This is a genomic window from Streptomyces sp. NPDC001393, from assembly GCF_053597455.1.
The window spans coordinates 59,649-83,306 of the sequence record NZ_JBSFIH010000039.1 but is presented as its reverse complement, the minus strand read 5'-3'; the positions used below and the strand labels follow the sequence as shown (position 1 = coordinate 83,306).

Below are 23,658 nucleotides of genomic sequence, written 5' to 3'. Positions count from 1 at the left end.
GGTGCGGGTGAGGCGGCACGGAGCCGACGGCCCGGACAGCACACCTGCTGAGTCTGGAGGCCGCCGTCGACTCGGTACATGATCTGTCACCCATCGCGGGTGAAACCGGTGTCGACCCCAAGGACCCCAAGGACCTCAAGGAACTCAAGGACCTCAATGAGTGGACCCCGCTCGGGGACGATGCCTACGGCGTGCCGGGCAGCCGAACCGTGACGAGGAGACCGCCGGCGGGGCGGGGGACGAGGTCGAGGGTCCCGTCGTGGGCGCGGACGATGCTGTGCACGATGGCGAGGCCGAGGCCGACACCGGCGTGCTCGTCGGTGCGGACGCGTTCCGTTCCTCGCTGGAAGGGTTCGGTGAGGGTCGGGACCAGTTCCGGGGGGAGCCGACGGCCCGTGTTCTCGACGCGCAGCACGCTCGCGTCGCCCTGCGCCTCGGTGTGGACCGTCACAGTGCCGCCGGCGGGGACGTTGTGGACGATGGCGTTCTGGACGAGGTTCGTCACCATCCGCAGCAGGAGCTCCGCGGAGCCGGTGGTCCGGGCCGCCCCACCGGTGACGTCGAGCGTGATCCCACGCTGTTCGGCGAGGGGAAGCAGCGTTTCGGCGGCTTCTTCGGCGAGGAGGGAGAGGTCGACCCGCTCACGGGGGAAGTCGCCGCGGTCACTGCGGCTGAGCAGCAGGAGGGCCTCGGTGAGGCCGATCGCCCGCGTGTTGACGGTCTGCAGGCGCTCGATGAGTTCGCCCTGGTCCCGCGCGGGGGCCTTGCGGGCGACGTCGAGCAGTGTCTGCGAGATGGCCAGCGGGGTGCGCAGTTCATGGGAGGCGTTCGCGGCGAACCTCTGCTGCTCGGCGACGTGCGACTCGAGTTGTTCGAGCATGGTGTCGAACGCGTCGGAGAGTTCACGGAACTCGTCCTGGCGGCCCTTCATGCGGATCCTGTGGGAAAGCGACCCGTTCCCGGCCATCCGTGCCGCCTCCGTGATCTGTGTCAGCGGTGCGAGCATCCGGCCGGCGAGGAACCATCCCCCCACGAGGCCGAACCCGAGCAGGAAGACCATCGCCACAGCGGCGGCGGAGGCGAAGGTGTGCTCGAGCAGGTAGCGGTTGGGCGAGATGCCGAGTAGGCCCTTGGGGGTGTCGGGCACGTAGCGCAGCACGGACATCCACACCACGACCAGCAGGAGCGCTCCGGCGACGACGAGGAACCCGGCATAGCTGAGGGTGAGCTTCAGCCGGACACTGAGGCCTGGGCGTCTATGCATGCGTACTTCCGGGGCGGGCGGTGTCGATGCGGTAGCCGACACCCGGCACCGTGGCGATGATCCATGGTTCGCCGAGCCGTTTGCGCAGTGCGGAGACGGTGATGCGCACGGCGTTGGTGAAGGGGTCGGCGTTCTCGTCCCAGGCCCGCTCCAGCAGCTCTTCGGAGCTGACGACACCGCCTTCGGCGGCGACGAGGACTTCGAGCACGGCGAACTGTTTGCGGGTGAGTGCGACGTAGCGTCCGTCGCGGAAGACCTCCCGGCGGAAGGGGTCGAGGCGCAGGCCCGCGACCTCGCGGACCGGGGGCCGGGCGTACGCGCGTCTGCGGTCGAGCGCCCTCAGCCGCAGTACGAGTTCCCGCAGCTCGAACGGTTTGGTGAGGTAGTCGTCGGCGCCGAGCTCGAACCCGGACGCCTTGTCGTCGATCCGGTCGGCGGCGGTGAGCATGAGGATGGGGATGGGGATGCCGCTGCCGGAGGCGACGATGCGCCGGGCGACCTCGTCGCCGGAGGGGCCGGGGATGTCGCGGTCGAGGACCGCGATGTCGTAGGAGTTGACGCTGAGCAGTTCCAGGGCGGAGTCGCCGTCTCCGGCGATGTCGGCGGCGATCGCCTCCAGCCGCAGACCGTCACGGACGGCTTCGGCCAGGTAGGGCTCGTCCTCCACGATCAGTACGCGCATGTCTGAAGCCTAAGCAGCGCACCATGTCGTCGACGTATGCGAAGACGTGCGGACGTATGCGAAGACGTGCGCACGATCGTGTACAAGATCGTGTGCGAGGACACCGGACACGCGGCTCAGCCTGCCGGTGCCGGCGCGGGGCGAGGCTCGTCCGACGGCGTTCGTGCCGTGGTGCGCCACCAGCGACGGGACGCCAGCGCGGCCAGCACGGCGCCGACGGTGTTGACCAGTACGTCGTCCACGGAGGACACCCGGTCCAGCCACAGGACGTACTGCGCGGTCTCGACCAGGACCGAACAGCCCGCCCCGAGCGCCAGGATCCGTGGCAGGGACGCCAGCGCCGTGAACCGCATCGGGGCGAAGAATGCCAGCGCGGCGAAGATCAGCAGGTTGCCGACGATCTCGCCCCAGCCCACCGTGCGCAGGTCCCGCAGCGGCACCAGGCTCACCCGGCGGGGGGCGGTGCCGGCCCCGGCGCCCGGCATCATGGTCATCCAGAGGAACGGCACCGTCCCGTGGACCATGCCCACCTCGGCCAGAGACGTCCGCCACGCCCCTGTGATGCCGGCGGCACGGCGGCGGTGCGCCAGAGCCCACACCACCAGCGCGGCCAACGGCAGCGTGACCAACGTCATGAGCACCACACCGTTGAACGTGTCGAAGCAGCCGTGCCACCGCCCCGCCATGCACCTCGGAGCGGACATCATGAGCGGCCGCCGCACGACGAACACAGCGCTCGCCACGCCGAGGATCACCAGGCCGAGGAGCACGATCCTGCGTGTACGGCGGGGCGGTGCTGACAGGGATGCCTTGTCGTTCATGCCCTCATTGGAGGCGGAGGGAGGTTGCGGTGCCGTATGCGATTTTCCATACGCCCGCGATACACCGTGCCGAAGCAGTGAGGCGGGGTGGCCGAACGCACACAGCACCGCTAGCGTCACCGTGTGGATCAGGATGAACGGCTGCTACACGCCTCGTCGTTCGGCGCGGCGGCGGTCGCATACGCCGAACACCGTCCGGACTACGCGCCCGCCGCGGTGCGCTGGGCGCTCGAACCCGCGCCCGGCCCGCGCGTGCTCGACCTCGGCGCCGGAACCGGCAAGCTGACGGCCACGCTGGTCGCACTGGGTGCCGAAGTCATCGCGGTCGAGCCCGACCCGGGGATGCTGACCGAGCTGCGGCGTTCACTGCCGGCCGTCCGTGCCCTGTCGGGCCGTGCCGAGGCGATACCGCTGCCGGACGCCTCTGTCGATGCCGCGCTGGCCGGCAACGCCATGCACTGGTTCGACATGGCAGTCGCTGGGCCCGAGATCGCCAGGGTCCTCGCGCCCAGCGGTGTCCTGGCCGGCCTGTGGAACCTCATGGACGACCGGGTCGAGTGGGTTTCCGGGCTCGCGCGGGTCGGCGGGAGCGCGGCCATCGGCCCGCGTGACACGCCCGCCCGCTGGCGCGCCGAGACGTCCGGCATGCACCTTCCCGGGGCTGGCGTGGCCGCCCGGTTCGGCTCGCCGGAGCAGGCCGAGTTCCCGCACGGGCAGCGCCGTACCGCTGACTCGCTCGTCGCGACCATCGCGACGCGCGCGGGGGTGCTGGTCATGCCGGACCAGGAACGAGACGTCACGCTGGGCCGGATCCGCGCATTCCTCGCGGGCAGACCGGAGACCGCCCGCGGCGAGTTCACTCTCCCGATGCTGACCGGCGTGCTGCGCGTCCGGCGGCTGTGAAGCGGCGATCCCGGCGCATACGGCCAGGACGCCGACCACCCCTTCACGCTGGAACCGCTCGTCGACGTAGTCCCCGCCCTCGAACTCGCCACGCCCGAAGCCGACTTGGCTCCGCACACCGGTGTCGTCGGCAACAGCGTGCGCCCCCTGCCGGTCCGGCCCGCGCCCGGCACCTGTCGTGGTGCCTCTCGTGGCGCCCGAGAGCGGCTCGACGTGGACAGTCACCGGCACCTCGTACCTGACCCGGCTCGCCCTCGACGCCGACGCGGCCGTGCGGGCCCCGGTGGGCAGGTCCCTGACCATGACGGTCGACGGCACGGGAGCCACGTCGACACGACGCGACCGCGACGATGAACGCTCCTAAGGTGGAGGCTGTGGACGTGGCCACGACGAGCCGCAGGTGCTCGTTCCCCCTGATGCTGCGCGCACTGAATCGCGGAGGCCGACTGCATTCGAGAGCGACCGTGAGGTGGAGGGATGAGCACGGACAGTGACTTCGATGTCGTGGTTCTGGGAGCCGGCCCCGGCGGATACGTGGCCGCCATCCGCTGCGCACAGCTGGGACTGCGCACGGCCGTGGTGGAGGGCCGGTTCTGGGGTGGTGTCTGCCTGAATATCGGCTGCATCCCGGCGAAGGCGCTGCTGCGCAACGCCGAGGTCGCGCAGTTGTTCCTGCACGACGCGGAGAAGTTCGGGGTGAAGATCAGCGGGGATGTCACCCTGGACTACCGGGCCGCGTACGAGCGCAGCCGGGTGGTGGCCGAAGGACGCGCCAAGGGCGTCGCTTACCTCATGCGCAAGAACGGGATCACCCAGTTCGAGGGCCAGGGCACCTTTCTCGACCCGCACACGCTGCAGGTGCGGATGAGCGGCAGCGAGGCGACGCTCTCCTTCCGCTCCTGCATCATCGCCACCGGCGCGACCGTCAAGCTGCTCCCCGGTACAGCGCTGGGCAGGCGCGTGGTCACCTACGAGGAGCAGATCCTCGCCGACAGCCTCCCGGGCAGCATGGTCATCGCCGGCGCCGGCGCCATCGGGGTCGAGTTCGCCACCCTGCTCCGCTCCTACGGCGTGGAGGTCACGCTGGTCGAGTTCCTCGACCGCATCGCGCCGCTGGAGGACGAGGAGGTCTCGGCCGAGCTCGCCAAACGCTTCACACGCCAGGGCATCCACCTGCTGACCTCGGCCCGCGTGCAGTCCATCGAAGAGCACGAGGACAGCGTCCGCGTGCTGGTCGAACAGGGCGGCTGCCAGCAGGTCCTGGAGGCGGAGAAGGTCCTGCAGGCGACGGGCTTCCAGCCCCGGACCAGCGGCTACGGTCTGTCCAGCACGGGGGTACGGCTCACCGACCGCGGAGCCATCGACGTCGACGGGCACTGCCGCACCAGCCGGCCGCACATCTACGCGATCGGCGACGTCACGGCGAAGCTGATGCTGGCCCACGCCGCCGAGGCGATGGGCATCGTCGCCGCCGAGAGCATCGCGGGTGCTGAGACCATGGAGCTGGACTACCGCATGATCCCGCGCGCCACGTTCTGCCGGCCCCAGATCGCCAGCTTCGGCTGGACCGAGAGCGAGGCACGCGCCCAGGGTTTCGACGTCCGCGTGGCGAAGTTCCCCTTCACGGCCAACGCCAAGGCGCACGGCTTCGGCGACACCGCCGGGTTCGTCAAACTGGTCGGTGACGGCCGTTACGGCGAGCTGCTCGGCGCCCACCTGATCGGCCCCGACGTCACCGAGCTGCTGCCGGAACTGACCTTGGCGCAGAAGTGGGACCTGACGGTGAACGAGCTGATCAGGAACGTCCACGCACATCCGACGCTGAGCGAGTCGGTGCAGGACGCCCTGCACGGCCTCGCGGGGCACATGATCAACCTCTGACCCTGGGACTGAGTTCAGCTCATTCGGGGGCGAAGGAGAAGCTGCGCCACTGGTCCGTGGTCCTGACGACCTGGTCCGTCGCCCCGATGTCCAGGTAGGTGCTCTGCCCACCCGGCGGTACGGTGCAGTCCGGTGTCGTGTACAGGAGCAGGCTGCTCTGTGTCTGGTTGTTGACGTGGGTCACGCCCTCGGAGAAGCGGTGACATCCGTGGATCGACGGGTTGGAGACGGTCTCCACGAGCCTGACACCGCTTCGCGCCACTATCTGACCGGACGCCTGGTCCTGGCATGCGCTGAGCGCGATGCCGAGCGACGCGATGCCGATGAGCGCGGCCAGCGACCGTGAAGAAGGCATCGAGCCTCCTCAAGTACGGGGAGCTGCCGGGGACGTCGTCCTTCCCTCACTATCCGCCAGATCCGCCGGACCCGCACGGTGAGGACCGCGGTCGCGGTCCGTGGACCGAACCGGGCGCTCGTCGAGGGTGCCCTCCGACAGGCTCGCGCTGTCGATGCGGCGGGAGCCGGACCGGGCGGGGCGCAGGCGGGGTATCAGCGCCGGGACCTCGGCGCGGTAGGCGTCGTAGGAGGCGCCGAACTGGTGGGCCATCAGGGCGTCCTCGATCCGGACCCGGCGCAGCAGCCACGGGACGGCGACCACCAGATAGGCTGTCCAGACGCCGAATCCGGAGGCGAGCATGCCACCGGTGATCAAACCCAGGAGCCCGGTGTAGATGGGGTGCCGGACCAGCCGGTACGGTCCGCTCGTGCGCAGCTCGTGATGTTCCTGGACCATCGGGACGCTGGCCCACATGGTGCCCAGGACCCAGCGGGCCCAGAGCAGCAGGGCGGTCGAGGCGACGGCGAGGACGACACCCGGCAACGCCAGCTCCGGCTGCCAGTACTGCAGGTGACGCCAGAAGCCCTGGGAGTGCCCGGCCAGGGTGAAGAACACGTAGACGCCCGCGATCAGCAGGAGGCGGCGCGGCAGGGTGCGACGCAGTCCGCGCACCCAGCCGCGCGGGCCGGCCGGACCTTGCAGCCCGAAGTAGACGGCGCCCGCCATCCAGGCGGCGACGAAGATCAGAGCGCAGACTCCGATGATCAGCACAAGTGCCGAGTGCAGAGAATCCATGCCTCAAGACTGCGCCGCCTACCAGGCGGAACACCACCACCGACGGGTCGATGGAGAGACCTCCACCCGCCTCCACCCGCCTCCACCCGCCTCCATCCGTGGATGGAGAAGGGGGCCCCGCCGGCCTGCGGGTGGTGGTCGGGATCACGGTGGCGGGGCCTGGACCTGGATGCCCGGACGGAACTTCGGGACGCGGAGTGTGATCTTCGTGCCGGCGCCGACGCCGGTCTCGATGACGAGGCCGTGGTCGTCGCCGTAGACCTGGCGCAGCCGGCGGTCGACGTTGCTCAGACCGATGCCGGTGGCGGCGCCGGCCGTGCCGCGCAGGATCGTGCGCAGGCGTTCCGGTTCCATGCCGATGCCGTCGTCCTCGATGACGACCCGGGCCTCGGTGCCCTCGTCCTCTGCGGTGATCGAGACGCCGATGCGCTCCACGGACTCCTCCAGGCCGTGTTTGAGAGCGTTCTCGACGAGGGGCTGCAGACACAGGAACGGAAGGGTCACCGGCAGCACCTCGGGGGCGATGCGCAGGGTGACCTTCAGACGGCGGCCGAAGCGGGCGCGGGCGAGTTCCAGGTACTGCTCGATGGAGCGCAACTCCTCGGCGAGGGTGGTGAAGTCGCCGCCGCGACGGAAGGAGTAGCGGGTGAAGTCGGCGAATTCCTGCAGGAGTTCGCGGGCGCGCTCGGGGTCGGTGCGGACGAAGGAGGCGATGCTCGCGAGGGAGTTGTAGATGAAGTGCGGGGAGATCTGGGCGCGCAGGGCCCGGACCTCGGCCTCGTGGGCGCTGGTACGCGCCCGGTCGAGGCCCGCGAGCTCCAGCTCCAGGGAGAGCCGGCGGGCCGCTTCCTCGCCGGCCCGGAGGACCGCGGTGGACTCCTCGGCGGCGAACACGGCGAGGGCGCCGGGGGCACCGTCGTCGGCGGAGAGCGGCACCAGGGCGCCCCAGCGGACGGGGCAGCCGGCGTCGTCGCAGGACAGCGGGAAGGTCCGGGCGCGGGGTGGGTGGGCGAGCCGTGCCGTCACCTCCGCGCGGTGGTGGTCGCCGACGCCGTCCCAGGCCAGTACGGCGGTGTCGTCAGTGAGGGCGACGGCGGGGGTGCCGAGCAGTGGGCGCAGCCTGCGGGCCGATTTGCGGGCGGTGTCGGGGGTGAGCCCGGCGCGCAGGGGTGCCGCGGCGAGCGCGGCCGTGTGCAGGCCGTGGACCAGGGCACGCGTCCCGTCGCTGTCGGCCGAGTGCTCCTGCTGCCGGCGCGCCGCCGCGTGCCCGAGAGCAGCACCGAGCACGAACAGCGCGAACCCGACGAGAGCGAGCGCCGCGGTACCGAGGACGGTCATGGGCGATGCGCGTTCGGGCCGGCGGGGCGAGTGGCGGAGCGCCGGGGCATGGCGGAGCGGCGCCCGGCAGCGCCGGCGACCGCCCGGCGCCTCTCGCGCTCTCCGCGGTTCCGGTCGCCCGTGTGCGCGTCGGGGCAGCGGGCGGGTGCCGCGGTTCGGGTCTCGGTGGCGCTGGTCTGCACGACGGCTCCTCGGTCAGGTGGTCGCCGCTTCGGGGCGGGTGGGGGCGGGAGGTTCGGGGAGGTGGAGGCGGGCCATGGTCGCGGCGGTGCCGGGTGGGACGCGGCTGCGGGTGGCCAGGGAGGTCAGGACCATCGCGGCGAAGCCGACAGGTACGGACCACACCGCGGGCCAGGCCAGCAGGGTGTGCAGCCAGCCGGAGCGTGCGCCGCCGGCGATGGTGGCCGTCACCGCGGTGAGCGCGGAGCCGCCGCCGAGGACGAGACCGGCGATCGCGCCCGGCGGGGTCAGGCCGCGCCACCAGATGCCGAGCACGAGCAGCGGGCAGAAGGAGGAGGCCGAGACGGCGAAGGCGAGGCCGACCGCGTCGGCCACGGGCAGGTCGCTGCCCACGGCCGCGGCCGCGGTCGGCACCGCGATCGCGGGCAGCGTGGCGAGCCGGAAGTGGCGCACGCCGAGCGTGGGCAGGACGTCCTGGGCGAGGACGCCCGCGACGGACATGGTGAGCCCGGACGCCGTGGAGAGGAACGCCGCGCAGGCGCCGCCGGCGACTAGGGCGCCGAGCAGGTCCCCGGGGACCCCGCCGAGCAGCCGCTGCGGCAGGACGAGGACCGACGCGTCGGTGTCGCCGGTCAGGAGCAGGTCGGGGGCGTACAGGCGGCCGAGCATGCCGTACAGGGGGACGAGGAGGTAGAAGGCGCCGAGCAGGGCGAGCACGCTGACGGTGGTGCGGCGGGCGGCGCGGCCGTCGGGGTTGGTGTAGAAGCGGACGACGACGTGCGGCAGGCCCATGGTGCCGAGGAAGGTGGCGAGGATCAGCCCGTAGGTGGCGTACAGGCCGTGCTGTTCGCGGTCCGAGGACAGCGGCTCGGCCCAGCTGGAGGGTGCGGTGCGGTCGGCCGCCCGGCTCGGCAGGGGGACGCGGGCGCCGGCCGGGAAGCGCAGGGTCGTGTCCGCGGCGATCCGGTGGCGGCCCTCGCCGAGCCGCAGCGAAAGTCCCCGCACCCCGTGGCCGTCGACGGTCCCGGACGCGGTCACCCGGACCGGCTCGCGCACGGTGAGGGTGAGGGGCCGGTCGACGCGGACCTCGGTGGAGCGGTGGAAGACGGGCCGGTCGTCCCAGGCGGGTGCCGGGGCGTGGTCGCCGCGCCAGGCCAGCAGCAGGAACACCACGGGCACCAGCAGGGCGGTGAGTTTCAGCCAGTACTGGAAGGCCTGGACGAAGGTGATGCTGCGCATCCCGCCGGCGGCGACGGCCGCGGTCACCACGGCGGCGACGACCAGACCGCCGAGCCAGCCGGGTGCGCCGGTGAGCAGCCGCAGGGTGAGTCCGGCGCCGCGCAGCTGGGGCAGCAGATACAGCCAGCCGATGCCGACGACCAGCACACCGGCGATCCGTCGCACCGCCCGGGACTCCAACCGTGCCTCGGCGAAGTCGGGCAGGGTGTAGGCGCCGGAGCGGCGCAGCGGGGCGGCGACGAAGGCCAGCAGGACCAGGAACCCGGCGGTGTAGCCGATGGGGAACCACAGCATGTCGACGCCCTGGGCGAGGACGAGTCCGGCGACGCCGAGGAAGGAGGCGGCGGACAGGTACTCACCGCTGACCGCGCAGGCGTTGAGCCGGGGGGCGACGGTGCGCGAGGCGACGTAGAAGTCGGAGGTGGTACGGGAGATGCGCAGGCCGAGCGCGCCGACGAGGACCGTGGCGAGGATCACAACGGTCACGCCCACGATGCCGTACGTCTGGTTCACCGGCCGGCTCCGGCGGGAAGTCGGCGCATGGTCAGGGGTGTTCCGTGGGGGCGGCCGTGTCGGTCTCGTTGCGCTCGGCACGGCGGACGTACCAGGCGCCGATGGCCAGGAGGGCGGGGTACGGCGCCACGCCCAGCGCGATCCATACGGCCAGGGGGACGCGGGGTGCCGCGTCGGCGAGCGGCAGGATGCGCAGGAGTACGGGGAGCAGGCCCAGCGGGGTCGCGAGGAGGGCGAGGGCGACGAGTGCGGCGCGTAACTGACGCTGCATCAATTGCCGGACGTGGGCGTCGGGTCCGGGGTGCGGTGAGGGAGCCGGGCGTGCTGCGGTCGAAGCGCTGTAGGGGCTCGGTCGTCCGGTGACCACCTCCCTGCGAGGGACGGATTCCGCACCCATGACGCACTCCCCGACGCAGCGGTGATCACCTTGTGCTGCGGCGAGTGTACGCAGCGGACCGGCGCCGGGGCAGCGGATGGACCGGAATCGCCACAGGTCCGTCACCCGGCCACCGCCGCAGGTGCTCAACGGGCCCTGCCCGCCGCGTGCTTGGCCAGCAGGTCCCGCAGTTCCCGGGCGTTGCGCCGGCTCACGGCGAGGACGCGGTCGCCGATCCGCACGGTCATGTTGCCGCCGTCCAGGCGGAGTTCCTCGATGCGGCCGAGCGCGACGAGCCGGCTGCGGTGGATGCGCACGAACCCGCGCGCCCGCCACTGCTCCTCCAGGGTGGACAGCGCGACGCGGACGAGGTGGCTGCCGCGCGGGGTGTGCAGTCGCGCGTAGTCGCCCTGGGCCTCGACGTAGGTGATGTCGGCGATGGGTACGAACCGGGTCACCCCGCCCAGCTCGACGGGTACCTGATCGCCCCAGGCGGGCCCCTGCTCGGGGGCGGTCGTGGCGGGGGCGGCGGCCGGCCGGGGACCCTGTCCGGCCCGGACCAGTTCGGCGACCCGGCGCACGGCCTCGGCGAAGCGCTCCTTGCGCAGGGGCTTGAGCAGGTAGTCGACGGCCTTGAGGTCGAAGGCGCGGACCGCGAAGCCGTCGTGGGCGGTGACGAAGACGATCAGCGGTGGCGCGGCGAACCCGCCCAGCAGCCGGGCGAGTTCGAGGCCGTCGAGCCCTGGCATGTTGATGTCGAGGAAGACGACGTCGACCGCCTCCTCGCCGTCCGGACCGTCCGCCACGGCCCGGCCGAGCCGGCGCAGCGCCTCGGTGGGTCCCGCCGCGGGCACCACGGTGCCGACCCGGGGATCCCGCTCCAGGAGGTACAACAGCTCCCCGAGCGCGGGCTCCTCGTCGTCCACCGCCAGCACACGCAGGGGAACGTCGCTCGCGCTCATCTCCGTTATCTCCTTCCCGTTTCAACCACTTACCGGTGCATGGTGGTCTCCCCGGCCGTCCGCGTCGAGATCGCGGGTCGCCGCCTCTGGCTTGACATCGATCCGGCTCAGACATCGATCCGGCGTGGCCGGGCGGTGTCAGTCCGGGACCACCAGCCGGGCCGCCTCGCCCGGACCGACCGGCACCACCCGGTCGCGCAGGCAGACGTCGATGGGTGCGAGGTCGGAGTCCGGTACGGCGATCTCCAGGAGGTCGCTGCGCAGGCGCAGATGGACACCCCAGTGGCCGTGGTAGCGGATGGCGAAGCCGTAGGAGGAGAGTTCGGGCAGCGGGACCGGGTCGAGGCACAGGGCGCCGTCACGGGTCTCCAGGCCGGTCAGCCCGCGCTGGACGAGGTCGAGGGTGCCGGCCATGGCGCCGAGGTGGATGCCCTCGCCGGTGGTGCCGCCCTGCAGGTCGGCGATGTCGCCGCGCAGCGCCTCCTGGACGAAGGCCCAGGCGCCGACGCGGCGGGCGCGGGTCAGGATCCAGCCGTGCACCAGGCCACTGAGGGTGGAGCCGTGGCAGGTGCGGTGGAGGTAGTGGTCGACGGTGGCCGTCCACGTCCGTTCGTCGAGGTGATGGCCCAGCATCCGGAAGAGGGAGCGGAGTTCGGTGGCCGAGAAGAGGTAGCCGAGCATCAGCACGTCGGCCTGTTTGGACGCCTTGTAGCGGTTGACGGTGTCGCCCTCGGCCTCCAGGATCCGGTCGAGGCGGCGGATGTCCTCGTACCGCTTGCGGTAGCCGTCCCAGTCCAGCTCGGCGAGGTCGCCGTAGCCCTCGAACTGGCTGATCACCCCGTCGTGGAAGGGGATGTGGAGGGTGCGGGAGATCTCCTCCCAGCGGGCGGGCTCGTCCTCGTCCAGGCCGATGCTCTCGGTGAGTTCGCGGCGGCGCGGCTCGGGCAGGAGGCTCAGCAGGTCGAGGGTGCGGGCGAGCACCCAGGCGGCGGTGACGTTCGTGTACGCGTTGTCGTCCAGTCCGGGTTCGGCCGCGCCGGGGTAGGCGTCGTGGTATTCGTCGGGGCCCATCACCCCCCGGATGCGATACCGGCCGAGGTGGTCGTCGTAGCCGGCCGAGTCCGCCCAGAAGCGGGCGATGTGCAGCAGCATCTCGGCGCCCTCGCCGTGCAGGAAGTCGGTGTCCCCGGTGGCCTCGCAGTACTGCCAGATGTTGTAGGCCACCGCCGAGCCGACGTGGTGCTGGAGCCGGGAGTGGTCCGGCAGCCAGCGGCCGGAGCGGGGGTTGAGGTGGAGTTCCTGGGTCTCCTCACGGCCGTCGCTGCCGCTCTGCCACGGGTAGAGCGCGCCGCGCCGGCCGAGTTCCCCGGCCGCGTGGCAGGCGGCGTCCAGACGCCGGTGGCGGTAGTGGAGCAGGGCGCGGGAGACCTCGGGGAGGTGCAGGTTGAGGTAGGGCAGGACGAAGAGTTCGTCCCAGAAGACATGGCCGCGGTAGGCCTCGCCGTGCAGTCCGCGCGCGGGGACGCCTACGTCGAGGTCGGCCGTGTGCGGCGACAGCGTCTGCAGCACGTGGAACAGGTGCAGGCGCAGGATGCTGCCCGCCTCGCCGGGCACCTCCAGCGCGGTGCGCCGCCACAACTGCTCCCAGGCCGTGGCGTGCGTCTCCAGCAGGGCGTCGAACCGGGGGGCTTCGCCGACGCGGTCGACGGCCGCGTCCAGCGGGTCCCCGATGGCGGGGTCGTGCGAGGTGTGCAGCGCGACCGTCTTGTCGACGGTGACGGTACGGCCGGGTGCCAGGCGCACCCTCAGGTGCTGGACGGCGCGCAGGGCTTCGTGCGCCGTCGCCACCGGGGCGTCGGCGGCCAGCCGGGCCGCGAGGGCGCATTCGATGCGGGAGGTGCGGGTGTGGCAGCGCAGCCACATCGCCCCGTGCGCGGCGAGGCCGGTGCGGATCTGGGTGAGGTGCCGGCCGTCCAGGTCGCGGTAGCGGGCCACGCCGGAGTTGGTGACGCGTCCGTCGAGCGCGGCCTCGACCTCCAGCTCTGTCCCGCCTCCCTCCACGGTGAACTCCGTACGCAGGGCGGCGATATGGCGGTCCGCCAGGTGGACCAGGCGCAGCTGGCGCACATGGAGCGTGGCGCCGCCGTCGAGGCCGTAGCTGGTGCGGCGTTCGAGCAGGCCGGGGTCGAGATGGAGGATCAGCAGGTGTTCGGTGACGGGGGCGGAGTCCGGGATGAGCCAGGCGCCGCCCACCGGGCGGAAGCGCAGCGGCAGCCAGTTGGGCAGGTTGACCATGTCCTCGTTCTCGACCCGGCGTCCGGCGACCTCGGAGGTGAGCCGGTCGTAGCAGCCGGCCACATAGGTGCCCGGGTAGTGGATCTCGTCCGCGGTGCACTCGGGCAGTGCCCCGCGGGTGGCGAAGTACCCGTTGCCCAGGGTGCACAGCGACTCCCGCAGGCGTTCCTCGCCGGGCCGGTAGCCCTCGTACTCCCAGGTCGGGCCCGTCACGGTCACCCCTCGGACAGCAGGCCGGTGAGGATCCGGTCGGGGGTGAGGGGCAGCTCACGGAAGCGGATGCCGGTGGCGTGGTGGACGGCGTTGCCGATGGCGGCCGCGGTGCCCACGATGCCGATCTCGCCGATGCCCTTGCTGCCCATGGGGTTGAGGTGCGGGTCGTCCTCGTCGATCCAGTCGGCCTCGACGGCGGGGACGTCGGCGTGCGCGGGCACATGGTAGGAGGCGAGGTCGGCCTCGGTGAAGTCGCCGAACGCGCGGTCCAGCGTGCTGTGTTCGGTGAGGGCCATGCCGAGGCCCATGGTCATGCCGCCGGTGAACTGGGAGCGCGCGGTACGGGCGTTGAGGATGCGCCCGGCGGCGAAGATCCCGAGCAGCCGCCGAACCCGCGTCTCGCCGGTGACGGTGTCGACGGCGACCTCGGCGAAGTGGGCCCCGAAGGCGTGCCGGGCGTAGGGGCTGTCGGCGTCGGCCCGCCCGGCGGTGTCGGCGTGGGTCTCGATGCCGGCGGCGGGCAACGGTCCGGCGTGCGCCGCGAGCCGGGAGGCCAGCTCGGCACACGCCTCGTGCACGGCCCACCCCCAGGAGGCGGTGCCCATGGAGCCGCCGGCCAGCCAGGCCGAGGGCAGGTCGCTGTGCCCGATCTCGGCGCGGACCCGGCCGAGGGGCACGCCGAGGGCGTCGGCGGCGATCTGGGCGAGCACGGTACGGGCGCCGGTGCCGATGTCGGTCGCGTTGATCCGGACGGCGCAGGTGCCGTCGGGCAGGGCTCGGGCGGTCGCGGTGGCCGGGACGGCCGCGGCCGGGTAGGTGGCCGCGGCCACGCCGGTGCCGATGAGCAGCGGGCCCTCGCGGCGCACCCCCGGCCGTGGATCGCGCTCGGCCCAGCCGAAGCGGCGGGCGCCCTCGCGCAGGCACTCCACCAGGTGCCGGCTGCTGAAGGGTTTGCCGCTCTCCGGTTCCCGTTCGGGTTCGTTGCGGACGCGCAGCTCCACCGGGTCGAGGCCGAGGGCGTCGGCGAGCTCGTCCACGGCCGACTCCAGTGCGTACATGCCGGGCGCCTCGCCGGGGGCGCGCATCCAGGACGGGCTGGGCACGTCGAGCGGGACCACCCGGTGGGAGCTGAGCAGGGCGGGGGTGGCGTACATGACGCGTGAGGGCACGGCGGCCTGCTCGACGAACCCCTGCACGCGGGAGGTGTGGGTGGTCACCTCGTGCAGTACGGCGGTGAGCCGGCCGTCCGTGCTCGCGCCGAGGCGGAGGCGCTGCACGGTGGGGGCGCGGTGGCCGACGGTGGTGGGCAGGTACCGGCGGGGGTAGGCGAGGGTGACGGGCCGGCCGGTGCGCCGGGCGGCCATCGCGGCGAGCACGACGTCCGGGCGCGGGGTGCCCTTGGAGCCGAAGCCGCCGCCGACGTGCTCGGTGACGACGGTGACGCGGTCCTCGGGCAGCCCGAACAGCTGGGCGAGCACCTCCCGCACGGTCGTGCCGCCCTGGCTGGAGGTGTACACGGTGAGCCGGTCCCCGTCCCAGTCGACCGTGCTGGTGTGCGGCTCCATGGGGTGATTGTGCAGCGGCGGCACCCGGTAGGTGGCGTCGACGCAGACCTCGGCGGCGGCGTAGGCGGCCTCCGGGTCACCCTGCTCGACCCGACCGGGAAATCCGGCGTTGGTCTCCTCCGGCTCGTAGGCGTCCGGGCGCTCCGGATCGAGGTCGGCGTGGTGGGGTTCGGCCGTGTAGGTGACGCGTACCGCCCGGGCGGCCGCGCGGGCCGTCTCCGGGGTGTCGGCGACGGCCAGGGCCACGCACCAGCCCCGGTGCGGCACGCGCGAGCCCTGCAGTACGGCGAGCGTGGCGTCCTCGGGTTCGGCGAGGCGCTCCGCGTCGTAGGGGGTGAGGACGGCGAGGACGCCGGGCAGGGCGAGGGCGGCCGAGGTGTCGACGGCGGTGACCCGGCCACGGGCGATCGCGGCGGGCACCGGCCAGGCGTGGGCGCGGCCGGGCAGCGTGTACTCGGCGGCGTAACGGGCGACGCCGGTGACCTTCAGCCGCCCTTCCGCCCGCTCCACGGGCGAGCCCAGGGCGCTGCCGGTGACGGGGTTCCCTCCTGACCGGCGCTCGCCGACAGCCGCGCCGGAGGCGCCCATGGCGGGGAGCCCGCCCGGCCGATGCTCGCCGACAGCCGCATCCGAGGCACCGGCAGCCGGGACCCCGTCTGCGCAGCGCTCGCGGAAGGCTCCGGCGGGGGTGCCGGGAGGCGTGTGCGGTGCGTCCCAGCGGTTTGCCGGGGCGCCCCGGGCGTTGCCGCCCGCCGACGGCCCTTCGGCCCGCCGCTCGACGCAGGTCCCCACACCGGTGCCAGGCGCCGAGGGCCGTGCATCCCGCCGCTCCGCGGGAGAGCCCCGGGAGTTGCCGAGAGTCGGGGGCCCTTGCTCGGCGGGAGTGCCCGGAGCATTGCCGCGGGCCGGTGACCCTTGCGGTGCGCGAGCACCGGGGGCGTCGCCGCGGGCCGGTGACCCTTGGAGTGCGGGAGCGCCCGGGGAGTCGCCGCGCGCCACTGGCCGTCCTTCGGCGAGAGGCCCGGTGCCGGGGGGCGGGGGCCATGTGGTGCGGTGGTCTGCGGGGATGCCCGGGGTGTTGGCGGTCATGGGTTCCTCCTGCTCTGCTCGCTCCTTCCGGGCCGGCTCAGGCCACCGCAGGGGCCGGGGCGAGGCGGTTCAGGACGTCCAGGGCGAGATTGCGGGCGAGGGGCACCTTGTAGGCGTTGTCCCGCAGCGGCTCGGCGTGCGCGAGCTCCAGCGCCACGGCTCCCTCGAAGGCCTCGGGGGTCGCGGGGGCGCCCAGCAGGGCCAGCTCGGTGTGCCGGGCCCGCCAGGGCCGGTGCGCGAGCCCGCCGAAGGCGATCCCCGCCTGGTCGACGACGGTGTCGGCGACCCCGAGTACGACGGCCACCGAGGCGAGGGCGAAGGCGTACGACGCCCGGTCCCGGGCCTTGCGGTAGGCGGACGGGACGCCGGCGGTGGCGGCCGGGAGCAGCACGCCGGTGATCAGTTCGCCGGGGCAGATCCAGGTGTCCCGCTCGGGATGCTCGCCCGGCAGCCGGTGGAACTCGGCCGCCGGGAGGCGCCGGGTGCCCTCGGTGCCGTACAGCTCGACCTGGGCGTCCAGCACGGCGAGGGCGACGGCCATGTCGGACGGGTTGGTGGCGATGCAGTGTTCGGAGTGCCCGAGGACGGCGTGGTCGCGGTGGACGCCGTCCCGGGCGCCGCAGCCACTGCCGGGCTCGCGCTTGTTGCAGGGTTTGTCCAGGTCCTGGAAGTAGGGGCAGCGGGTGCGCTGGAGCAGGTTGCCGCCGGTGGTGGCGGCGTTGCGCAGTTGCCCGGAGGCGCCCGACAGGACGGCCTGGGACAGCACCGGGTAGCGGTCGCGGACGCGGGGGTCGGCGGCCAGGTCGCTGTTGCGGACGGTGGCGCCGACGCGCAGGGAGCCGTCGGGCAGCTCCTCGACGGTGTCCAGCGGCAGCCGGCCGACGTCGATGAGCAGCGCGGGGCGCTCGACGCCGAGTTTCATCAGGTCGACCAGGTTGGTGCCGCCGGCCAGATAGCGTGCGCCGGGGTGGGCCGCGTACGCCTCGACGGCCTCCTGGATGCTGCCGGGCCTGAGGTATCCGAAGCCGTTCACCGGATCACGTCCTCCACCGCCTCGACGATGCGCGGATAGGCGCCGCAGCGGCAGAGGTTGCCGCTCAGGCGCTCGCGGATCTCGGGCCGGTCCAGCGGGACGGGCCGACCGGAGGGTGCCGCGGGGTCGGTGACGTGGGAGGGGTGGCCGGCGGCGGCCTCGGCGAGCATGCCGACGGCGGAGCAGATCTGCCCCGGGGTGCAGTAGCCGCACTGGAAGGCATCGCGGTCGAGGAAGGCCCGCTGCAGCGGGTGCGGCTCCTCACCGTCGCCGCCGAGGCCCTCCACGGTGGTGATCTCGCTGCCGTCGAGGGCGACCGCGAGCAACAGGCAGCTGTTGACGCGGCGGCCGTCGGCCAGCACGGTGCAGGCACCGCACTGGCCGTGGTCGCAGCCCTTCTTCGCCCCGGTGAGGCCGAGGTCCTCCCGGAGCAGGTCCAGCAGGACACGCCGGTGGTCGACGTGCAGGGTGTGGGGCTTCCCGTTGACCCGGAGGGTGATCTCCGATGCGGGAGAGAGGCGGTTTTCACTGGTCATGGCAGGGATGGCCTTCCGGACGGGCCCTGTGTCCGTCCAGACCGCGTATCCACGCGGCGGCGCCTCACACGTCCGGAGAGCCACACCCTTCACTCACGGATAGCGGACCAGGTCCGCGGTGCGGCGGTGGCTCCGGGCTTGACGACGTAGAACTGGCTCAGCGGCAGCGAGGTGCCCAAGGGGCTGCCGCTCCCCCAGCTGGTGCCCGTGGTGTTAAAGCGCAGGGAGATGTCCCCGGCGTCACCGGGACCACCTGGAAACGTTGGGCGCCGGTGCCGTTGCACGTGTACTGCTGGAACTGCACGCTGTCGGCGGTGGCGTGCCGGCGCCTCGCGGCCCTGCCGGAGCAGGACACACCTCGCCCGGACCCGCAGTACCGCCCGCTCAGGCCGACGGCACCTCGGCCGGCTCGGCCGGGTGCACGACCACCGCTTCCGGTGCCTCGGCGGGCCGCTCCGCGAACTGGGTCCGGTACAGCTCCGCGTACCGGCCCTGCGCCGCCAGCAGTTCTTCGTGCGTGCCGCGTTCCACGATCCGGCCGGACTCCACGACGAGGATCTGGTCGGCGGCCCGGACCGTGGACAGGCGGTGGGCGATCACCACGGCGGTGCGGCCCTCCAGGGCCTCGGTGAGGGCCTCCTGGACGGCCGCCTCGGAGGTGTTGTCCAGGTGGGCGGTGGCCTCGTCCAGGATGACCACGCGCTGGCGGGCCAGCAGCAGCCGGGCGATGGTCATGCGCTGGCGTTCGCCGCCGGAGAGCCGGTATCCGCGCTCGCCGACCACCGTGTCGAGGCCGTCGGGCAGGGACCGTACGACGTCGGCCAGACGGGCGCGGCCGAGCGCGGCCCAGAGGTCGTCGTCGGTGGCGTCCGGGCGCGCCAGCAGCAGGTTGGCGCGGACCGTGTCGTGGAAGAGGTGGCCGTCCTGGGTGACCATGCCGAGCGTGCCGCGCAGGGAGGCGGCGGTGAGGTCGCGGACGTCCACCCCGCCGATGCGCACGGCGCCCGCGTCGACGTCGTACAGGCGCGGCAGCAGCTGGGCGATGGTGGACTTGCCGGCGCCGGAGGAACCGACGAGGGCGACGGTCCGGCCGGGTTCGGCGCGGAAGGAGATGCCGTGCAGGACCTCGGAGCCGCCGCGGGTGTCGAGAGCGGCGACCTCCTCCAGGGACGCGAGGGAGACCTGGTCGGCGGCCGGGTAGGAGAAGCGGACGTCGTCGAACTCGACGGCGACCGGCCCCTCGGGGACCTCACGGGCGTCCGACTTCTCCTCGATCAGCGGCTTGAGGTCGAGCACCTCGAAGACCCGCTCGAAGCTGACCAGCGCGCTCATCACCTCGACCCGGGCCCCGGCCAGCGCGGTGAGCGGGGCGTACAGGCGGGTCAGCAGCAGGGCGAGGGAGACGACCGCGCCCGCCTGCAGGGTGCCGTGCAGCGCGAACCAGCCGCCGAGGCCGTAGACGAGGGCCAGCGCGAGGGCGGAGACCAGGGTGAGGGAGGTGATGAAGACGGACTGGGCGGTGGCCGTGCGGACGCCGATGTCCCGGACCCTGGCGGCGCGAGCCGCGAACTCCGCCGACTCCTCCTCGGGGCGCCCGAACAGCTTGACCAGGGTGGCGCCGGGCGCGGAGAAGCGCTCGGTCATCCGGGTGCCCATGGCCGCGTTCAGTGCCGCCGCCTCGCGCTGCATGCGGGCCATGCGGGTGCCCATGCGGCGGGCGGGCAGCACGAACACCGGCAGCAGCACCAGCGCGAGCAGGGTGATCTGCCAGGACAGGGTGAGCATCACGGCGAGGGTGAGCAGCAGGGTGACCAGGTTGCTGACCACGCCGGACAGGGTGTTGGCGAACGCCCGCTGGGCGCCGATCACGTCGTTGTTGAGTCGGCTGACCAGCGCGCCCGTACGAGTCCGTGTGAAGAACGCGACGGGCATGCGCTGCACATGATCGAACACAGCCGTTCTGAGGTCGAGGATGAGTCCCTCCCCGAGCGTCGCCGACAGGCGCCGCCCGAGGATGCCGAGCCCCGCCTCCGCGAGGGCGACGAGCGCGATGAGCAGGGACAGCCGGACCACCGTGCCGGAGTCGTGCCCCGCCACGATCGCGTCGACGACGCGTCCGGCGAGCACGGGGGTGGCCACGGCGAGCAGTGCGGTCACCACCCCGAGCACGACGAACCGGACGATGCCCGCGCGGTGCGGGCGGGCGAAGGCGGCGATACGGCGCAGCGTGGCGCGGGCGAACGGCCGGCGCTTGTCCTGCGCGTTCATGACACTGTGCAGCTGCATCCATGCGGTGGTCTCCATGCTCATGGGAAAGAACGTAGAACCTCGACCTTCGTTGAGGTCAATGTTCCTGAGTTTTCACCCCCCGTTGGGGCGGCGCGGAGAACCTCTCCGGATGTGACTGCCGTCCCGCTTCCCCCACCTCCCCGGGAACGACTCCCCCGTCGCGTCCCCGTCCGCCAGGTGCTGTGCCTGGTGCCGCTCGTACTCGTCGCCATGGTCGCCCTACGGAACCGCTCGCTGCTCGCCGAGGGCTTCGGCCTGTTGCGCACCGCCTCCTGGCCTTGGCTGCTCGCGGCGGCCGGCGCCACCTGTCTGACCTGGGTGGCCGCCGCGTTCACCCGCCAGGGCGCGGTGGTGCAGCCGCTGCCGAAGGGGCGGCTGCTGGCCACCCAGTTCGCGGCGGCCTCGGCCAACCATCTGCTGCCCACCGGGCTGGGCGCGGGCGCGGTGAACCTGCGCTTCATGACCGTGTGCGGGGTGCCGCTCGCCCGCTCCTCGGCCGCGCTCGCCCTGTATCTGCTGGCCGAGTGCGTGGGCCGGCTCGGTCTGCTGGCCGCGCTGCTGCTGGCCTTCCCCGACGCGCTGCGGCTCGGCCCCCTGCTGCCGGCCGGCTCGGCCCTGCCGCTGCTGCTGGGCGCGGCCGGCCTGCTGCTGGTGGCGGCGGCCGTCGTGGCCGTCGTACGACCGCTGCGGGCCCGCGTGCACGCGTTCGTGCGGGACGCCCTGGGCGAGGCACGGTCGGTGCACACCCGGCCGGCCCGCGCCCTCGCGCTGTGGGGCGGCTCGCTGGCCTTCCCCGCGCTGCAGGCGGCCGGTCTCGCCGCGGTCGGCCAGGCGCTCCGGCTGCCGGTGCCGGTGACGCACATGGTGCTCGCCTACCTCGCGGCTACCGTCGCGGTGGCGCTGGTGCCCACACCGGGCGGGCTCGGCTCGGTCGAGGCCGCCCTGATCGTGGCGCTGGTCGCCGTCGGCGGCCCGGCCGCGGTGGCCACGGCGGTGGTGCTCGCCTACCGCATCATCACCGTGTGGGTGCCGCTGCTGCCGGGGGCGCTGACGCTGGGGGCGCTGGTACGGCTGAAGGTCATCTGAGGCACAGTGGTCTTCTCCAGCCGAGTCGAGGGGGTCTTTCCGTGCCGGTCCGCGTGGAGCGCCATGAGTACGTCACGACGGTCGTGCTGTCCCGGCCCGAGGCCCGGAACGCCGTCGACGGGCCGACGGCCGCGGAACTCGCCGCGGCCTTCCGGGAGTTCGAGGCAGACGATCAGGCCCGGGTCGCGGTGCTGTGGGGCGAGGGCGGCACGTTCTGCGCGGGGGCGGACCTGAAGGCGATCGGCACCGAGCGCGGCAACCGCGTGGCGGAGGGCGGTGACGGCCCGATGGGCCCGACCCGGATGCGGCTGTCGAAGCCGGTGATCGCCGCCGTCGCCGGGCATGCGGTGGCGGGCGGTCTGGAGCTGGCCCTGTGGTGCGATCTGCGGGTCGCGGAGGAGGACGCCGTGTTCGGGGTGTTCTGCCGCCGCTGGGGCGTGCCGCTGATCGACGGCGGCACGGTACGGCTGCCCCGGCTGATCGGCGCCGGCCGGGCCATGGACATGATCCTCACCGGCCGGCCCGTACCGGCACGCGAGGCCTATGCGATGGGGCTCGTGAGCCGCGTGGTGCCGACCGGACGCGCCCGCACCGAGGCCGAGGCGCTGGCCGCGGAGATCGCCCGCTTTCCGCAGGCCTGTCTGCGCAGCGACCGCGCGTCGGTCCTCGACCAGGAGGGGCTGGACGAGGAGACGGCGCTGCTCGGCGAACTCCGCCACGGGCTGGGCGTCCTGGCGCAGAGCACGGAGGGTGCCGCCCGGTTCGCCTCCGGGGCCGGACGACACGGATCCTTCACCGACCTGTGAACCGCCCCGCCCCTCCGGCTGGACACCGCACGGGCAGCCGACCCGCTCAGCCCACGCTCACCACGACCGCGCCACCCTCCGGATCGACCTGCCCCGTCCAGCGCGCGGTGAGGGTCAGGGTGCGGTTCGGCAGGGCGGTCCCGAGGGTCGGGCGCGTGCGGTGCAGGAGGCGGCCTTCCTGGTGGACCCGGAGGACCGGGCGGGTCAGCGGGGCGTCGGTGCGCAGGACGTAACGGGCGGGCCAGGCATGGGGGTTGACGCGGTTCGGGGCGATCCAGCGAAGCGGGGCCTCCACGGTGAGCGGGACTCCCGGGCCAGGCCAGGGGGCGCCCGACAGGAAGTCCAGGACGGCAACCGCCACCCGGGCGCCCTCGTCGGCCGCCGCGCCGGCGCGCTCGACGGCGTGCAGCACGTTCCCGGCGGCGAAGACCCCTGGGCGGGAGGTGTGCAGGGCGCCGTCGACGGCGGGGCCGCGGGTGCCGAGGTCCAGGGCGAGGGCACCGCGGCGGGCGAGTTCCTGGTCGGGGACGAAGTCTCCGGTGAACACGACGGTGTCGCAGGTCAGTACGGCCGTACGGCCGTCGCGGTGGCGGACGCGGACGCCGGACAAGCGGCCGTGGCCGAGGAGTTCGGTGACCGTGGTGTGCGTCAGCAGCGGAACGCGGTCGCGCAGCCGGGCCGACCGGGCGCGGGCCCGGCCGGTCTGGGCTCGAGGGTGTTCCGTGACCAGCGCGACGACCTCGGCCCCGGCCGCGCGCACGGTGGCGGCCGCCGCGTACGACACGTCCTCGGCGCCGACGACGACCGCGCGGGTGCCGACCCGCTGCCCGAACAGATGGACCGCCTGCTGGAGTTCTCCGGTGGTGTAGACGCCGGCGGGGCGGGTGCCGGGCACCAGCCGGGCGGCGCGGGGGCGTTCGCGGGCACCGGTGGCCAGGACGACGGCCCGTGCCTCGACGGTCTCGAGCCCTCCTGGACCGACGGCGATCAGCACCGGGCCACGCCCCGCCCCGAGACCGGCCGAGCCGGCGGACACCCCGCGGCCGTTCCCGGCCGACGCCGCCGCACACGCTGCGGATACACCTCCGGCCGGGGCCTTCGCGGTGGGGTGGGGTGTTGGGGACCGGGGCCCCTCCAGGGCCGGGGCGTGACCGGCCGGGGTCGGCTCCGCGGTCGCCCAGTCCAGGACCGTCACGCCGGGGCGGATCACCGCGCCCGCCCGTTCTGCGGCCTGCGTCAGCAGGCGGGCGTAACGGGGGCCGGTCAGCGGATGCGGCCACGTGCCGAAGCCGCCGTGTGCGCAGTGCCGCGGCACTCCCCCGGCCTCGGCCTCCCGTTCCAGCACCTCCACCCGCCCGGCACCGGCGGCGGCCAGCCGTGCCGCGGCGGCCAGTCCGGCGGGGCCGCCGCCGACGACGAGGACGTCGACACGGCGAGAAGTCGGCATACCCGGAT

At 73.3% G+C, this 23,658-nt stretch carries 20 protein-coding genes; 5 read left to right on the top strand and 15 right to left on the bottom strand.

The features are described from left to right. Positions 1-184: 184 nt before the first annotated feature. The 3 genes from ACWC2T_RS32150 to ACWC2T_RS32140 form a co-directional block, all read right to left on the bottom strand. Entirely contained in the window at positions 185-1,264 is a 1,080-nt protein-coding gene (locus ACWC2T_RS32150; protein ID WP_450673857.1) for a sensor histidine kinase, read from the bottom strand. Further along, positions 1,257-1,946: a response regulator transcription factor gene (locus ACWC2T_RS32145; protein ID WP_450673856.1), complete on the bottom strand. Its 690-nt coding sequence runs from the start codon at positions 1,944-1,946 to the stop codon at positions 1,257-1,259. Before ACWC2T_RS32145 ends, ACWC2T_RS32150 begins: the two co-directional genes overlap by 8 nt. 116 nt (positions 1,947-2,062) lie before the next feature. Beyond that, entirely contained in the window at positions 2,063-2,767 is a 705-nt protein-coding gene (locus ACWC2T_RS32140) for a VanZ family protein (RefSeq protein WP_450673855.1), read from the bottom strand. A 123-nt stretch (positions 2,768-2,890) separates the two neighbouring features. Here ACWC2T_RS32140 and ACWC2T_RS32135 point away from each other — a divergent pair, with 123 nt between their 5' ends. The 3 genes from ACWC2T_RS32135 to lpdA all read left to right on the top strand — a co-directional run bounded on the left by ACWC2T_RS32135 (position 2,891) and on the right by lpdA (position 5,551). Then, positions 2,891-3,670, top strand: a complete 780-nt coding sequence (locus ACWC2T_RS32135) for a class I SAM-dependent methyltransferase (protein WP_450673854.1) — start codon at positions 2,891-2,893, stop codon at positions 3,668-3,670. Between the two features lie 190 nt (positions 3,671-3,860). Beyond that, complete coding sequence (locus ACWC2T_RS32130; RefSeq protein ID WP_450673853.1) at positions 3,861-4,034, top strand: hypothetical protein; 174 nt, start codon at positions 3,861-3,863, stop codon at positions 4,032-4,034. 113 nt (positions 4,035-4,147) lie between these two features. Continuing rightward, on the top strand, positions 4,148-5,551 hold the full coding sequence (gene lpdA / locus ACWC2T_RS32125) for a dihydrolipoyl dehydrogenase (protein WP_450673852.1): 1,404 nt from the start codon (positions 4,148-4,150) through the stop codon (positions 5,549-5,551). Positions 5,552-5,570: 19 nt separating this feature from the next. On the opposite strand, the gene ACWC2T_RS32120 is transcribed toward lpdA, so the two are convergent. From ACWC2T_RS32120 to ACWC2T_RS32070, 11 genes are all read right to left on the bottom strand, one after another. Continuing rightward, positions 5,571-5,906, bottom strand: coding sequence for a hypothetical protein (locus ACWC2T_RS32120; RefSeq protein ID WP_450673851.1), 336 nt, complete (start codon positions 5,904-5,906; stop codon positions 5,571-5,573). 9 nt (positions 5,907-5,915) lie between these two features. Continuing rightward, positions 5,916-6,683 carry a methyltransferase family protein gene (locus ACWC2T_RS32115; protein ID WP_450673850.1) on the bottom strand — a complete coding sequence of 256 codons (768 nt, stop codon included), beginning with the start codon at positions 6,681-6,683 and terminating at the stop codon, positions 5,916-5,918. Between the two features lie 144 nt (positions 6,684-6,827). Further along, entirely contained in the window at positions 6,828-8,021 is a 1,194-nt protein-coding gene (locus ACWC2T_RS32110; protein ID WP_450673849.1) for a sensor histidine kinase, read from the bottom strand. A 195-nt stretch (positions 8,022-8,216) separates the two neighbouring features. After that, positions 8,217-9,953: a sodium/solute symporter gene (locus ACWC2T_RS32105; RefSeq protein WP_450673848.1), complete on the bottom strand. Its 1,737-nt coding sequence runs from the start codon at positions 9,951-9,953 to the stop codon at positions 8,217-8,219. 31 nt (positions 9,954-9,984) lie between these two features. Continuing rightward, positions 9,985-10,350 (bottom strand): hypothetical protein, encoded by a 366-nt coding sequence (locus ACWC2T_RS32100; RefSeq protein WP_450673847.1) that lies wholly within the window; start codon positions 10,348-10,350, stop codon positions 9,985-9,987. A gap of 125 nt (positions 10,351-10,475) precedes the next feature. Beyond that, on the bottom strand, positions 10,476-11,291 hold the full coding sequence (locus tag ACWC2T_RS32095) for a LytR/AlgR family response regulator transcription factor (protein ID WP_450673846.1): 816 nt from the start codon (positions 11,289-11,291) through the stop codon (positions 10,476-10,478). Positions 11,292-11,429: 138 nt separating this feature from the next. Continuing rightward, positions 11,430-13,799 (bottom strand): glycoside hydrolase family 65 protein, encoded by a 2,370-nt coding sequence (locus ACWC2T_RS32090; RefSeq protein WP_450673845.1) that lies wholly within the window; start codon positions 13,797-13,799, stop codon positions 11,430-11,432. A 2-nt stretch (positions 13,800-13,801) separates the two neighbouring features. Beyond that, the gene (locus ACWC2T_RS32085; RefSeq protein WP_450673844.1) at positions 13,802-15,952 is read right to left on the bottom strand and encodes a xanthine dehydrogenase family protein molybdopterin-binding subunit; all 2,151 of its coding nucleotides are present in this window, start codon (positions 15,950-15,952) and stop codon (positions 13,802-13,804) included. A gap of 538 nt (positions 15,953-16,490) precedes the next feature. After that, a complete protein-coding gene (locus ACWC2T_RS32080; RefSeq protein ID WP_450673843.1) occupies positions 16,491-17,486 on the bottom strand; it encodes an FAD binding domain-containing protein in 996 nt (331 codons plus the stop codon). Beyond that, positions 17,483-18,022 (bottom strand): (2Fe-2S)-binding protein, encoded by a 540-nt coding sequence (locus tag ACWC2T_RS32075; RefSeq protein WP_450673842.1) that lies wholly within the window; start codon positions 18,020-18,022, stop codon positions 17,483-17,485. The genes ACWC2T_RS32080 and ACWC2T_RS32075 overlap by 4 nt, the downstream gene beginning before the upstream one ends. Positions 18,023-18,406: 384 nt before the next feature. Continuing rightward, a complete protein-coding gene (locus ACWC2T_RS32070) occupies positions 18,407-20,326 on the bottom strand; it encodes an ABC transporter ATP-binding protein (protein ID WP_450673860.1) in 1,920 nt (639 codons plus the stop codon). Positions 20,327-20,422: 96 nt separating this feature from the next. Here ACWC2T_RS32070 and ACWC2T_RS32065 point away from each other — a divergent pair, with 96 nt between their 5' ends. After that, positions 20,423-21,397 carry a lysylphosphatidylglycerol synthase transmembrane domain-containing protein gene (locus ACWC2T_RS32065; protein ID WP_450673841.1) on the top strand — a complete coding sequence of 325 codons (975 nt, stop codon included), beginning with the start codon at positions 20,423-20,425 and terminating at the stop codon, positions 21,395-21,397. 41 nt (positions 21,398-21,438) lie between these two features. Further along, positions 21,439-22,203: a crotonase/enoyl-CoA hydratase family protein gene (locus ACWC2T_RS32060; protein ID WP_450673840.1), complete on the top strand. Its 765-nt coding sequence runs from the start codon at positions 21,439-21,441 to the stop codon at positions 22,201-22,203. Between the two features lie 46 nt (positions 22,204-22,249). Here the strand turns inward: ACWC2T_RS32060 and ACWC2T_RS32055 are convergent, their stop codons facing one another. Then, entirely contained in the window at positions 22,250-23,650 is a 1,401-nt protein-coding gene (locus ACWC2T_RS32055) for an NAD(P)/FAD-dependent oxidoreductase (RefSeq protein ID WP_450673839.1), read from the bottom strand. Positions 23,651-23,658 lie beyond the last annotated feature (8 nt).